Origin of the sequence: Gemmata sp., from assembly GCF_051859125.1 — a bacterium.
Taxonomy (GTDB): Bacteria; Planctomycetota; Planctomycetia; order Gemmatales; family Gemmataceae; genus Gemmata.
Genome location: NZ_JBHYGG010000001.1, coordinates 146,821 through 160,417 on the forward strand (window position 1 = coordinate 146,821; position 13,597 = coordinate 160,417).

Sequence of the window (13,597 nt, forward strand, 5' to 3'; positions counted from 1 at the left end):
TTCCTCTTGAACTGATCCGACCACAGCGCTGGTGAGAAGCACCACGTGCCCCACCTCGCCCCGTTCCGACGGGGAGAGGTCGCCGCGCTTCGCGGCGGGTGAGGGGCAGCCACGCAAGAAAGTGACCGGTGACCGAGGAGGTCCACAGCACGACTGGTGGTTCCTCGTCCACCTCGCGTCACGGGATCGCGTCGAACTCCAGGCGCTGGAGGAACAGCATGCGGCGGTCGCCGCGGTCGCGGTAGTCGCGCAGCAGCACGTCGATGTCGGGCTCCAGTACCTTCGGCCGCCACCCGCGGGCCGCCGAGCCGTTGATGTTCACCCCGACCGGCTTCGTCCAGTCGATCATCTCCTGCCCGAGCCACACCGACAGCTTGGTGATGCCGCGGGAGTGCAGGTTGATGATGTTGTTTCCGCCGATGTCGCCGTCGAGGTCGGCCGGGACCATCGTGCCGCCCTTGTAGTTGTCGATCAGGTTGCGGTCGGCGATCTTCTCGGCCCCGAGCCAGTAGAACCGGTTGTCGGTGGCCCGCATCGTGGTCCACCGGAACCGGGCCTCGGTCGCCAGCTTCAGCACCGCGGCGCCGCTCACCCGCTGCTTGCGGTTCATCCAGTCGAACATGACGGGCGGCTCGGCCGCGAACCACTCGATCCCGCGGCCCTTGTACACGGCCATGAGCCCGGAGAACCCGTACCGGGTCCACGGCTCGAAGATGCGGCGGAGGTTCAGGACCGACTGGCCCGACATCTCCCCGGTGACGACGTAGAACGGGAGCTTCTGCGCGTTCCGCCAGTACCCCTCGAACATGGCCTGCCACTTCGGGGTCGGGCCGATCGCGACGACCCCGGCGAACAGGTCCGGGTGCGACGCGCCGACGTCCATGGCCATGTTCGCGCCCTCGACCGCGCCCACCAGGAACACGCGGTCGTTGTCCACACAGAAGTGCCGGACCGCGTCGCGGAGGACGGCCGTGACGTACTCGTGGTCCTCGCCCTTCCACTCCCACGCCTGCTTGCCGCCGAACTGCCCGCCGCCCCACTCGGGGGCCACCACGATGTACCCGTGGCGGTCCGCCTCGGCGGCGATGGACGCCATGAGCTGCCGCGGGTCGGCGCGGGTGTCGGTCAACGCGATCACGACCGGGTACGGCCGCCCGTGGTGGTACTCGGGCGGGAGCTTGACGTAGTACGGGATGCCGGCCGCGTCGAGCGCCGTCGGGCCGGTCTTCCGCTTGTACACGCTCGTCGGGGTGCCGTCCTTGTTGAGCACCCGCTCGCCCGTGCGGAACAGCAGGTTCTCGGGCGCGGCCGGCGGGAGCAGCGAGATCACCTGGGCCAGCTCGTCGATCTTGATCGGCTTCCCCTTCTTGTACCCCGCGAGGATCGCGGCCTGGTCGTTGAGCAGCTCGGCGCGCTGGAAGCGCAGCACGGTCTCGCGGGCGGCCCACAGCCGCAGTGCGGTCTCGGGGTCGGAGGTCGCGCCGTTCTTCCCCTTCACCCACCCGCTGACCGCGGTGGCGAGCAACTCGTCGGGCCGCTTGCTCGGGTCGCGGCCCTGCTTGGTCTCGCGCTCGACCTGGCCGGCAAGGTTCACGAAGAACTCGAGCCGGGCGGCCGAGTCCGGGTGCAACTCGGCGTACACGTCCTCGCCGGCGGCGACGAGGGTCGCGAGTGGGGTCGCCAGCTCCTTCGCGGGGAACGCCGCGATCGTCGCGCCGCCGCCGGCCGCCAGGAACGGGGCCGCCCGCCCCTTCCCCGTGACCGCGTCGAGCAGGGCGCGGAGAAGTTGGCGGCCGGTGTCGTACCGCTCGCGGGCCGACTTCAGGTCGGCCATGAGCCGGGTCGCGTCGTCGACCTGCCGCGGCTCCGCGGTCTTCTCCGGGAACACGCCGAGGAGGTCGCCGGCGTACCGGTACCGGCCCGAGTTCAGCGCCAGCTCGGCCTCCTTGACCACGAGGCCGGCCGCGGCCGCGTCGACCTCCTTCGAGAGCTTGTCGAACAGCTCCTGCGCCGGCTTCGGGAGCCCGGCGGCGAAGGTCTTCTTGACCCGGTCCAGGTCGTCGCGGGCGTACTGCACCCAGCCCGCGTCGAGCATGAACTTGGCGACCGCGAGTTGCTTCTCGGGCTCGGGCTTGCCGGGCTCCTCGGTCAGTTCGGGGTGCGTGGAGAGGAGCTTGCGGATCATCGCCGGGTCCATCTCGGCCGTCCGGTACGCGAGCCGCCAGAGGTGCGTCGGCGACCACAGGTAGCAGAAGTACGGGTCGAGGTAGGTGATCTGCTGCTCGATCTTGTCGAACCCGAGCGGCACGTTGACGGTGATGGTGCGCCGCCACTTGGCGTTGAACTCGGCGGCCTCGCGGTCGCGGGGGGTCATCACCGGCGGGAGCGGGTCGTTCCGCTTCCGCGGGCCGCCCGCGATCGTGTACGCCTTGTACTCGGGCCGCAGCTTCGTGTCCTTGCCGATCTCGCCGAGTTGCTTGGCGTGGGTGCTGAAGATCCACACCTTCGGCCCCTCGTCGAGCATGTCGAGGCCGGTGTCCTTGGCGATCGGGAACGTCTTGCCCGTGGCCGGGTCGTTGATCGACGTGACCTCCTTGCGGACGTTCCCCTGGACCACGAACCCGTCCTTCATGATGACCGTGTCGGCGGCCGGGGCGGCGAGGGCGAGAGCCAGGCCGGTGAGGACGCCGGCGGCGGTGGTTCGGCCGGGCGAGAACCGGACCCGGGAGAGCGTCGTCATGTGGTGCGTCTCGGTGGGGAGCGACACGTCCATTCTTCCCGGTCGCGGGGGCGCGATCAAGCGCGGGTCGCGCACGGAGCCGTATACCCGTACCCAACACCGGTGCTTGCGAAGCGTTTGTTGAAGACGAGCGAACCCGGTCAGGCCGGAACGAGCACCTCGCCGCGGCCGCCGGTGAGCAGGTCGCCCCGGAAGCAGCGGGCCGGGTGCGTCGGGAAGCGGAGCGCCGAGCCGAGGCGGGCGATCTCGCCGTTGAGGAGGTGCAAGACGCTCGGGCGGTACTCGCACGCGAACCGGAACGACGCCGGCAGGTCGGGCTCGCGGGCGGCGAGGATCGTGCCGCGCTTCATCCCCGCCCCGAGCCGCGGGCCGGTGCCGCCGAACACCGCGATCGTGCCGGCGATCATCGACGCACCCGCGAACTCGCCGCAGTCGCGCTGCACGACGATCACCCCGCGGCGCATCAGCAGGCCGAGTTCGTCGCCGGCGGAACTGCGGAGCAGGATCGACCCGCCGCACATCCCGCGGCGCGACCCGCGGTACGCGGCCCCGACCTGGTTCCCCGCGTTCCCGCGGACCTCGATCGCCCCGCCCCGCATCTCGGCCCCGAGCCAGTCCCCGGCCCCGCCGTCGATCACGAGCGTGCCGCCGGTCATTCGCGCGCCGGCGTGCATCCCAACGCTGCTCTCGACGTACACGAAGCCCGCGGACATCCCGGCCCCGATTCCCTTCACGGTGCGCGTGTCGCCGGCGAACTGGAGGTCGGCCTTCGGGTGGGTGCGGGGGCCGACGGTGAAGAACTCGCCGAGCGGTTCTGTGCGGTTGCCGTGTTGAACGGGGAGCTTCGCGACCTCAATCGCCGACAGACCCGCGACCCGCTCGGGCGTGACGCCGTCGAGTTCGAGCGGGATCGCCGACGGCGTGCGGAGGGTGAGTTTGAACATGCTGGGATCGCAACCCGGATCACGGGAAGAACGGGATCGTCTTGCGCTCGTTGGTTCGCTTCATGGGGTCGAATGTCGCGAGCTTCGTGAGCTTCATGAGCCCGTCGGGCTGGCGGGCGAACGTCGCCCGGAGGTACAGCGGGGCCTGATGCCCGTTGGCCTCGCCCTTCGCCAGGAACCCGATCTCGATCGTGTTCGCGTCGATCTCGCGGACGTCGTCGCGGGCGAAGTCCCACGCGGCGACGCGGACGTCGAGCTGTCGAAGGACGTTCCAGAACCCGCCGCCGCGAACCTGCTCGCGGGTCACCGTCACGGGAGCACTCTCGCCGTGGTACTCGAGCGTGTCGGCGATGTTGGCGACGAAGGCGTTCGCGTCGCGGGCGTTCGCGGCCCGCAGCATGGTCTGCACGGCCCGGACCGACTCCTCGCGGGGGCTCTCGAAGAGCTTGTCGAGCAGAAACAGCACCGCGAGTACCCCCGCGATGCTCCCGAAGGCGGCGAGCGCCCGCCGGTTGTCGCGGCGGTTGAACCACACCGCCCCGGAGACGAGCACCGCCGCGAAGAGGAGCAGGTACGCGGTCTGCGGCGGGTCGCTGAGGAACGTCGGCATGGGGAACGGCTCCCGGAGAGTCCCGGGGTTCGCACCCCGGGCTACGCACTGTCGTCCCTCCGGGACTCAACGGTCGTGAGCCCTCGGAGGGGGCCGGAGAGCGGAAGCACAGGGTTGCTTGGAATCACTTCCGCATCTCTGCCCCATAGACGGCGGCCGCGCCGAGCTGTTCCTCGATTCGCAGGAGCTGGTTGTACTTCGCGATGCGGTCGGTGCGGCTGGCGCTGCCGGTCTTGATCTGCCCGCAGTTGGTCGCGACGGCCAGGTCGGCGATCGTCACGTCCTCGGTCTCGCCGCTGCGGTGGCTGAGGATCGCGGTGAACTTGCTGCGCATCGCCAGGCCGACCGCGTCGAGGGTCTCGGTCAGCGTGCCGATCTGGTTCACCTTCACGAGGATGCTGTTGCCGCACCCCTCGGCGATGCCGCGCTTGAGCCGCTCGGTGTTGGTCACGAACAGGTCGTCGCCGACGAGTTGCAGCTTGCTCCCGAGCTTGGTGGTGAGCTTCTTCCACCCGGCCCAGTCGTCCTCGGAGAGCCCGTCCTCGATGGACAGGATCGGGTACTTGTCGGCGAGCTTGGCCCACAGGTCGATCATCTCGTCGGACGTGATGACCTTGTCCGGGGCGCTCTTGAAGAAGCAGTACCCCTCCTTGCCCTTGTGCTTGGCCTCCTCGTACAGCTCGGTGCAGGCGGCGTCCATCGCGAACGCGACCTGGTCGCCGAGCTTGTACCCGGCCTTCTCGATGGCCGTCGAGATGGTGGCCAGCGCGTCGTCGGCCGACGGGATGTTCGGGGCGAACCCGCCCTCGTCGCCGACCGCGGTGTTCAGCCCCTTGTCGTGGAGCACCTGCTTGAGGCTGTGGAAGATTTCCGCGCCCATGCGGAGCCCCTCGCGGAAGGTCTTGGCCCCCACGGGCATGATCATGAACTCCTGGAAGTCCACGGTGCTGTCGGCGTGCTTGCCGCCGTTGATGATGTTCATCATCGGCACCGGGAGCACGCGGGCGTTGGTGCCGCCGACGTACCGGTACAGGGGCAGGCCGAGCGAGTTGGCGGCCGCGTGGGCGGCGGCCATCGAGACGCCGAGCAGCGCGTTGGCCCCGAGGCGGCCCTTGTTCGCGGTGCCGTCGAGGTGGATCATCTTCGCGTCGAGCGCGGCCTGGTCGTATACGTCCATCCCGGCGACGGCCGGCGCGATCCCGTCGACCACGTTGCGGACCGCGGTCAGCGTGCCCTTCCCGAGGTACCGCTTCTTGTCCCCGTCGCGCAGCTCGACGGCCTCGTGCGCCCCGGTGCTGGCCCCGCTCGGGACCGCCGCGCGGCCGACGGTGCCGCACGCCAGAACGACCTCGACCTCGACGGTCGGGTTGCCTCGGCTGTCGAGGATCTCGCGGGCCTTCAGCGTGCGGATCGTGGCGTTGCTCATCGTGTGTGCGTGGGGGTTGGCCGCGGGGACCGCGGTTCGGTACGGGACGGGTGACGGAGAGTGATGATGGGATATGGGCGGGCGGGGTGCGGTCAAGGCGCGCCCGAAATGTGCTCGAAGGGCCGACCGGCTCCGGGGTACTCGGGGTCACTCGGGGTCGCCGCGCGGGCCTCGTGCCCGACGGTGAGGCGACCGGTTGTCTATCGTTCCGGAGCCGGCCGGGTTCGCGGGCCGAAGGGACCGGGGAGTCCCTCCGCCCCGGGGAAGTCCGGGACCGAGCGGCGTCGGGGGCCGCGCGCCCGATCGACCGGTGCCGGCCGGGCGGGGGTCGACGGCAACGGGGTGTTGCCGGATCGCTCCCGCCCGACCGCTTCCCACCAACCGGTCCCGCCGGCCGACCCGCACACATCGGGTGGGACCGGCGGAGCCGCCGCCCCGGGCCGGCTTCGGCGGCGGGGCGGGTGACACACCTAAGATCGGCGGCCGGGCGGCGGCGCTTGAAACGCTTCGTGAAAATCACGCGCAGACGGGCGCGGCGCGGCTGGGCTACCATTCCCGTGCGGAACGCTGAAGAATGTGGGCAGTGGGACCGCGTGCCGGAGGGAGCGATGCGGAAGTGGTGGGTCTGGTTCCTGGTCGCCGCCGTCGCGGGCGGCCTGCTGGTCGCGTACCTCCCGGGGCTCCTCGCCCCGCGGCCGGTGGCGCGGCCGCGCCCGGTGCCGGCCGGGGACCGCGAGGTCGCCTGGCTCCACAACCCGACCGCGTTCGACGCCTGGGAGAACTTCGTCTGGGGCGTGAAGCGGGCGGAGATGGCCGGCGACGGCGGCCCGGACGGCCTGGAGGTCGACGACTCGCACGCGTTCCCCGACAAGACCACGTCGGTCCCCGAGGTGGTCCTCCGCCGCAAGGGGTGCGCCGGGGCCGTCCGGGTCCGGTGGTACAAGCTCACCAACACGAGCACGCAGGAGGACTGGGTCACCGCGCTGGCCGCCGCGGACCCGCCGCCGCTCGCGGTCCTGGGCGGGTGGTCGAGCGACCGGGCGCGGGTGCTGGCCGACGCGATGCGGGACGCGAAGTGGCGCGCCGCCCGCCCGCTCCTGTTCCTCGCGACCGCCACCGCGGACCGCGTCGACCCCGACGACGACGCGGGCGGCGCGCGGGGGCCGAACCTGATCTCGATCTACGACCGCTCGTTCCGGTTCTGCTTCACCAACCGGCAGATGGCAACGTCGGTCACCGACTTCGTCCTCTCGGACCCGACCCTCCGGCCCGGCGCGATCGCGCTGCCGGGCGTTCGGGCGCTCGGGGCCGCGGCGCACCTCCTGTGGCCGACGCTCCCGGCCCTGGCCTTCGACACGCTGCCCCCCGAGGAGCCGCTCCCGGCGCACGCGATCGAGTGGCGCGACGACCCGTACTCGACGGACCTGTGCTTCAAGTTCCGCGAGGCGCTCCAGCAGCGCGCGACCGGCGACTGCGACCTGCCGCGGCTGGCGGTCACGACGCACTCGGTCCCGTTCAGCACGGGCCGCCTGAACCGCCCGAACCCGGCCGAGGCCCAGGTCGCCGAGCACGTCCTCGCGAACCTGCCGCCCCCGGGGTTCCGGTCCGTGCTGGTGATCCCGACCGTGTCGGCCCCGGCCCGCCGCACCCTCCGCGCGCTCGTCCAGGGGGACCCGGGCGTCGGCCGGCAACTCGTCGCGATCACCGGCGACGGGATGGGGGTGAACACGTTCTTCCGCGACCGCGAGTTCGCGTGGCCGACGCGGTCGATCTCCATTCCCCTGGTGCTGTTCACCCACGCCGACCCGTTCGGGTGGGACGCGCCCGGCGGGGCCGCGCCGCCCGCGGGTTACGAACTCACGGCCCCCCGGCCCGGGGCCGTGCGGTCGAGCACCGAGGACATTCGGCTCTACACGCGGCTCACGCGGGTGGTCGCGGCCGCCGCGTTCCCCGACGGCGAGGCCGACCTCGTCGCGACCCCGGACCGGCTCGACGAGCGGCTCCGGGCGCAGCGCCCGGCGTTCTTCGACCGGTCGGGGGACCGGCTCAGCGGCACCGGCGAGCACGTCGTCGTCCTGCGGCCGACGTTCGCGGCGGAGTCCGCACGCGGGAAGCAGCCGGACGGGGTCCTCGAAGTGTACAGCCGGCAGCCCGGTCGCGGGGAGTGGGTCCGCGTCCACGCCCGCCCGCTGTCGCGGCCGGAAGGGGGACCGCAGGAATGACGCCCGCCGCCCCTGCCGCGCCCGGCCTGCCCGACGCGCCCCCCCTGCCCTTCTGGCCGTACTTCCTCCGGCTGCTCCCGCTCATCGTCCTGTGGACCGTGATGGCGGCGCTGCTCGCGTGGCTCCTCTACGCGCGCGCGTGGTGGAGCGAGGAGTCGGACCGGGCCGACATGCGGGAGTGGGTGGACAACACCCGCATCTTCCGCAAGACGCTCGCGGAACTCGCCCGCGAGCACGTGGACCTGCTCCTCGACGACGCCCCGGGACCGGACCACGCGAACCGGCTGAAGAACAAGCGCGACGAGATCGCCGAGCAGGTCCGCGCGATGACCGAGCCCCCGCGCGTGTACTCGGCCCAGCTCCCGCTGTTCCCGGAGATCTACAAGCTCGAGGTGGACTTCTCCGGGGTGCCCGCCCCGCCCGGCCGCGACACGTCGCCGGTCCGCTGGGAGTCGCCCAAGCCCAAGCCCGGGGGCCACGCCCGCGCGCAGCTCCACACCCTGAGCTTCGAGCCGGCGCTCAACCGCCCCGGGGCCGCGGCCGCGATCCGCCTGGAGTACCGGCTGCACACCTACCACCAGATGCAGAAGCAGCAGGACGACTTCCGGTTCTGGCAGACGGTGACCGCGTCGGTGCTGCTGCCGACGACGGTGTTCGTGGGCTGGCTCGTGCTCCGGTACCTCCGCCGCGAGCGCGCCCGCGAGGTGACCCGGTTCCAGAACGCGCACGCGCACGAGCTGCGCGCGCGGGAGCTGCTCCAGGCCCAGGTCGCCCACCAGCTCGCCGAGCAGGAGCTGCTCGAAGCGCAGGTGAAGCAGCAGCAGGCCGAGCACGCCACCGAGGAACTCACCCGCCGGGTGCTGGAGCAGCAGCTCGACACGGCCCGGCTGGAGAGCCGCGCCGCGGAGGCCGAGAAGGCCGCGCTCGAACTCAAGTCGCAGCTCTACGCGAGCATCGGCATCATGGCCGGGAGCTACGCGCACAACATCAAGAACCTGCTCGTCCGCCCCAACGACCTGCTCAGCCGGTGCATCGACGCGAGCGGCACCACCCGCGAGCAGCAGGGCATGTTGCAGGAGGTCCGGAACACCCTGGGCACCGTCACCGAGCGGCTCCAGCAGATCCTCCACACGGTGCGGCGCGACCCGGCGAAGGCCGAGGCGGTCACCCGCGTGGACCTCGCGGCGCTGGTCCGCGAGTCGCAGGGCACCTGGGCCGAGATGGGCCGCGACAAGTGGAAGCTCGCCATCTCCGCCGCGGTCCCGGACGGACCGGAGTGGGTGACCGGCGACCTGTCGCACCTCCAGCAGGCCATCGAGAACCTCGTGTTCAACGCCCGCGACGCGACGTTCGAGATGCGGAACCACCTCCGCGACGAGGCGAAGCGCGAGCCGGACCCGGCCCGGCGGCGGCACCGGCTCCTCGACGCCGCGGCGTGGAAGGGCGAGGTGGCGCTCGCGGTGCGGCGCGACGGGGCCGGGGTGGTGCTGGAGGTCCGCGACAACGGGATCGGGATGACCCCGGACGTCCGCGAGAACTGCCTGAAGACGCACTTCACGACGAAGCGCGACAACGCGCTCTACGAGGGGTACAGCGCCGGCATGGGGCTCGGGCTGTCGTTCGTCGCGGTGGTGCTCGAGCACCACGGGGCGAAGCTGGAGATCGACTCGGCCCCGCACCAGGGGACCACGTTCCGGATGCGGTTCCCGGCGGCCGCGGACCGCGCGTGAACACGCCCACCCGTTGCGGCGGGTGGGCGTGTGTGGGGGACCCTTCGGGGGCGCGTGCGCCCCGTGGGTCACTTCGCCTTGGGGGCCGTGGTGTACGGCGCGTCGTCCGTGCGGAACGGCGTCGCGGGCAGCCCGTCCTTGTTGAACAGGTTCAGCGTCGGGTTCGCGAAGTTCACCCACCCGTACCGCACCGCGGCCACCTTCTCGACCTTGTCGCTGGTGACGGCGACGGTGTCGCCCTTGATGGTCGCCTTCGCGGGGTGGAACACGCCGTCGGCCGCGGCCGCGGTGAACCCGGCGAGGTCACCGTCCTTGGCCACGAGCCCGCCCCCGACGTGGTCGAACGTGAGCGTGGCGGCCGAGCCCTCGAACTTCGCCTCCTTGAACACCGGGCCGCTGAACCCGATCTTCTTGCCGTACTCGATCCCGAGCGCCGCCAGCGCGAGCCGCTCGCCGACCGGCTGCTTCGGCTTCGGGTGGATGTCCTTCTCGTTGCCGACGTCGGTGATGACGGCCAGCCCGACCTTCGGGAGCTTCTTCGTGGTGTAGAGCTGCGCGTCGCGGAGCTCGGCGTAGGTCACCGCGCTCGGGTTCCCGTTCCCGAACGGGGCGAGCTGGACGACCATGAACGGCAGGTCGCACCCGAACCGCTTCCGCCAGTCCTCGATCATCGCCGGGAACAGGGTCCGGTACTCGAACGCGCGGCCGGTGTTCGACTCGCCCTGGTACCAGATCGCGCCCTTGACCTTGAACGCCAGCAGCGGGTGGATCATCGCGTTGTAGAGGACGCCCGGGGTGCCGGGGCCGAGGTCCGGGGCCTTCGCGCCGGGCTTCGCGGGCTCCTTCGGGGCCGGCTTGCCGTCGGCCTTGGCCTTCGCCGCGTCGGCCTTCCACTTCTCGTGCGCCGTCTCGTAGGCGGCCAGCGCCGCCTTCTGGTCGTAGGCCGCGTGCTGCTTCGCGGCGGCCCGGCCGGCGTCGGCGTAGTGCTTCAGCGCCGGGTCCGCGTCGAGCGCCTCGGTGCTGGCCCACGCCTGGGCCGGGGTGCCGCCCCACGAGCTGTGGATCAGGCCGACCGGGACGCCGAGTTCCTTCTGGAGCTTCTGGCCGAAGTGGTACCCGACGGCCGAGAACCCGCCGACGGTCCCGGGGCCGGACTCGGTCCAGGTCGTGAAGTGGCCCAGGTCGTCCTGGCCGGCGATGGGCTGCGGGGCGGTCCGCTGCTTGACCGTGAACAGCCGCAGGTGCGGGTTCTTCGCCCCCTCCTTCACCTTGTCCGGCGTCTCGCTCATGTCCACCGGCCACCACATGTTGGACTGGCCGGAGCACACCCACACCTCGCCCACGGCGACGTTCTTGAACGCGACCGTGTTCTTCCCCTTCAGCTCCAGGGCGTACTCGGTGCCGGCCTTCTGGGCCGGGAGCTTGACGAGCCAGTTGCCGTCCTTGTCGGCGGTCGCGGTGGCGGCCGCGGCCGCGGCCTCCCCGGCGGCCTTGCGCTCAAGCTTGACGGCGACCTCCTCGCCCGGCGCGGCGGTGCCGTACACGGCGAGTTCCACGCCCTGCTGGAGGACCATGTTGTCGGAGAACAGCGGGTGCGGCTTGACGTCGGCGCGGGCGGCACCGGCGGACAGCCCGCCGACGAGCGCGGCGAGCGCGAGAACCTTCAGCGAACGCATGTGTGAAACTCCGGGGAGGTGCGTGAGGGGCACGCGAGGTAGGCGAGCGACAGGTTAATCGGTTCGCGCGGGAATAGCAACGACCCGCCGGCGGATTGCCGGCGCCGGGCCGTTCAGTTGTCGGGGTCGAGGCCGAGCTCCTCGGCCCGCGGCCGGTCGCGGAGCGCCCCCGGGGGCGACAGTTCGGTCAGGACGCGGAACAGTGCGACCGTCAGGGTCGTCCGGGCGGCCGCGAGGAGCCGCAGGTTCTCGGGGCTCCGCCGGGCCGCGAGGGCCGCCGCCTCGCGGTGCGCCGCGGCCGCGACGTGGAGTTGCTCGACGGCCGTGCCCGTGAACCGCAGCACGTTCGCCAGTTGCGCCAGGGCCAGGACCGCCGTGCGGCGGTACTTCTCGGTCGGGTGCTTGCGGGCCACGGGGCCGATCACCGCGACGGCCTCGCGGTACGCCCCCTCGGCCCCGGCGAGCTTGTTGTGGTTGAACAGCGCGTTCCCCTCGTTCACCAGCGAGTCGGTGAGCTTCCACCGCGGCTCGGGGTCGCTCGGGGACGCGTCGGCCCACTTGCGGGCGGCGTCGGCCGCGGCCCGGTACTCGGCCGCGGACTGCGGGTGGTTGTCGTTCAGGTACTCGAGGAACCCGAGCCAGTGGGACACGTCGGCGAGGTCGTTGAGCCACTCGATCGAGCCGCCGGACTGCGACCCGACCTCGTCGCGGAACTGTCGGACGGACGCGATCAGCTTGTTCCGGTACTCGCGGAACTCCGGCCCCTCGAACCGGGTGTCGCGGGAGAACTCGTAGAGGGTCGTGCGGATCACCTGCCGGGCGATCTGGAGGTTCTCCTCGGCGTGCCCCCGGGCGGCCTCGGCCCGGGCCCGCTCGGTCTCGGCCGCCGCCTTCTGCGTCTGCGCCGCGGCGAACGACGCGGTGAGCTGGTCGCGGGCCTCCTCGGCGGCGGTCCGGAGCGCGTCGGCGTCGGCGCGGGCGCGCTCCGCGTCGCCGCGGGCCGCCTGCTCGACCGACACGGACCGGGCCAGTGCGACGGCCAGGCCGCTGGTGACCGCGCACCCGCACGCGGACATGCCCAGGAACAGCGCCGGGATCGGGTTCCGCCGGACCCACCGGCACGACCGCTCGAACGCGCCGATGGGCCGGGCCTCGATCGGGAGCCCGGCGAGGAAGCGGCTCAACTCGTCGAGCAGGTCCCGCATCGTCAGGTAGCGGCGGGCGGGGTCCTTCTCCAGGCACTTGGCCACGATCACGCCGAGGTCCCGCGGGAGGGCCGGCACGGCCTTGCGGATCGACGGCGGGTCCACCCGGAGGATCTTGTCCATCACCTCGGCCGCGTCCGAGCCGACGAACGGCGGGCGACCGGTCAGCAGCTCGTAGAGCACCGCACCGAGGCCGTACACGTCGACCCCGGGCCCGACCCGGCGGCTCCCGCGGACCTGCTCGGGGGCCATGTAGTTCGGGGTCCCGCACGCCATCCCCGGGACGGTCAGGTCGAGCCCGCCCTCCATCGCCTTCGCGAGCCCGAAGTCCGTGACCTTGGGGACGAGCACGACCGGGGCGACCCCGTCCGCGGCCACCGGGCCCTCCTCCGTGGGGTCCGGCTCCGCCCCGGCGAGGCTCTCCTCGGTCCCGAGGAGGATGTTCGCGGGCTTGAGGTCGCGGTGGACGATGCCGTTTTCGTGCGCGTGGAGGATGCCGCGGCCGATGGCGACGGCGAGCTGGACCGCGAGCCGCGGGGCGACGGGCTTCTCGCCCTGCCACCGGCGGAGCGTCCCGCCCTCGACCAGTTCGAGGGCCATGTAGGCGAACCCGCCGTGCTCGCCCACGTCGTGGACCTGGACGATGTTCGGGTGCCGGAGCCGCGCCCCGGCCTCGGCCTCGAGCCGGAACCGGGCCTTGTCCTCGGTGCTGGCGTGCGGCCCGGCGATGATGACCTTGAGCGCGACGAGGCGGTTCAGGTTCCGCTGGCGGGCGCGGTACACGACGCCCATGCCGCCCCGGCCCAGCTCGCCGAGGATCTCGTACCCCGGGAAGTTGACCGGCGTCGGGTGGGCCGTGTGGATGACGATGGGGCCGCTGGGCAGGGTGTGGAACAGGTCCGACGACGCCCCGTTGTGCGGCTCGGTGAGGGGCGCGAGCGGGTCGACCTGGCTGCCGGGGTCAGGTGTCGCGTCCGGGGCGGGCGGGACGCGGAGGATTCGCGTTGAGTCGCTCATGCCCTGGGCCCGGGCGGTGTGGCAACG

At 72.1% G+C, this 13,597-nt stretch carries 8 protein-coding genes; 2 read left to right on the top strand and 6 right to left on the bottom strand.

The features are described from left to right. Positions 1 to 178: 178 nt before the first annotated feature. The 4 genes from ACTIGN_RS00485 to eno form a co-directional block, all read right to left on the bottom strand. On the bottom strand, positions 179 to 2,767 hold the full coding sequence (locus tag ACTIGN_RS00485) for a prolyl oligopeptidase family serine peptidase (protein WP_439620380.1): 2,589 nt from the start codon (positions 2,765 to 2,767) through the stop codon (positions 179 to 181). Between the two features lie 113 nt (positions 2,768 to 2,880). Continuing rightward, entirely contained in the window at positions 2,881 to 3,684 is an 804-nt protein-coding gene (locus ACTIGN_RS00490) for a formylmethanofuran dehydrogenase subunit C (protein ID WP_439620381.1), read from the bottom strand. A gap of 19 nt (positions 3,685 to 3,703) precedes the next feature. Further along, a complete protein-coding gene (locus ACTIGN_RS00495; protein WP_439620383.1) occupies positions 3,704 to 4,294 on the bottom strand; it encodes a hypothetical protein in 591 nt (196 codons plus the stop codon). A 124-nt stretch (positions 4,295 to 4,418) separates the two neighbouring features. Then, positions 4,419 to 5,720: a phosphopyruvate hydratase gene (gene eno, locus ACTIGN_RS00500; RefSeq protein ID WP_439620384.1), complete on the bottom strand. Its 1,302-nt coding sequence runs from the start codon at positions 5,718 to 5,720 to the stop codon at positions 4,419 to 4,421. Between the two features lie 608 nt (positions 5,721 to 6,328). On the opposite strand from eno, the gene ACTIGN_RS00505 reads away from it, so the two are divergent. Together ACTIGN_RS00505 and ACTIGN_RS00510 are read left to right on the top strand one after the other, a co-directional pair. Then, positions 6,329 to 7,942 carry a hypothetical protein gene (locus ACTIGN_RS00505; protein WP_439620386.1) on the top strand — a complete coding sequence of 538 codons (1,614 nt, stop codon included), beginning with the start codon at positions 6,329 to 6,331 and terminating at the stop codon, positions 7,940 to 7,942. After that, entirely contained in the window at positions 7,939 to 9,672 is a 1,734-nt protein-coding gene (locus ACTIGN_RS00510; protein WP_439620387.1) for a sensor histidine kinase, read from the top strand. The genes ACTIGN_RS00505 and ACTIGN_RS00510 overlap by 4 nt, the downstream gene beginning before the upstream one ends. 68 nt (positions 9,673 to 9,740) lie before the next feature. On the opposite strand, the gene ACTIGN_RS00515 is transcribed toward ACTIGN_RS00510, so the two are convergent. Further along, entirely contained in the window at positions 9,741 to 11,348 is a 1,608-nt protein-coding gene (locus ACTIGN_RS00515; protein ID WP_439620388.1) for a sialate O-acetylesterase, read from the bottom strand. 113 nt (positions 11,349 to 11,461) lie between these two features. Next, positions 11,462 to 13,570: a serine/threonine-protein kinase gene (locus ACTIGN_RS00520; RefSeq protein ID WP_439620390.1), complete on the bottom strand. Its 2,109-nt coding sequence runs from the start codon at positions 13,568 to 13,570 to the stop codon at positions 11,462 to 11,464. Positions 13,571 to 13,597 lie beyond the last annotated feature (27 nt).

Coding starts and splice junctions, on each gene's coding strand:
- ACTIGN_RS00490 (WP_439620381.1), bottom strand. CDS start 3,684: ATGTTCAAACTCACCCTCCGCACGCCGTCGGCGATCCCGCTCGAACTC.
- ACTIGN_RS00495 (WP_439620383.1), bottom strand. CDS start 4,294: ATGCCGACGTTCCTCAGCGACCCGCCGCAGACCGCGTACCTGCTCCTC.
- eno (WP_439620384.1), bottom strand. CDS start 5,720: ATGAGCAACGCCACGATCCGCACGCTGAAGGCCCGCGAGATCCTCGAC.
- ACTIGN_RS00505 (WP_439620386.1), top strand. CDS start 6,329: ATGCGGAAGTGGTGGGTCTGGTTCCTGGTCGCCGCCGTCGCGGGCGGC.
- ACTIGN_RS00510 (WP_439620387.1), top strand. CDS start 7,939: ATGACGCCCGCCGCCCCTGCCGCGCCCGGCCTGCCCGACGCGCCCCCC.
- ACTIGN_RS00515 (WP_439620388.1), bottom strand. CDS start 11,348: ATGCGTTCGCTGAAGGTTCTCGCGCTCGCCGCGCTCGTCGGCGGGCTG.
- ACTIGN_RS00520 (WP_439620390.1), bottom strand. CDS start 13,570: ATGAGCGACTCAACGCGAATCCTCCGCGTCCCGCCCGCCCCGGACGCG.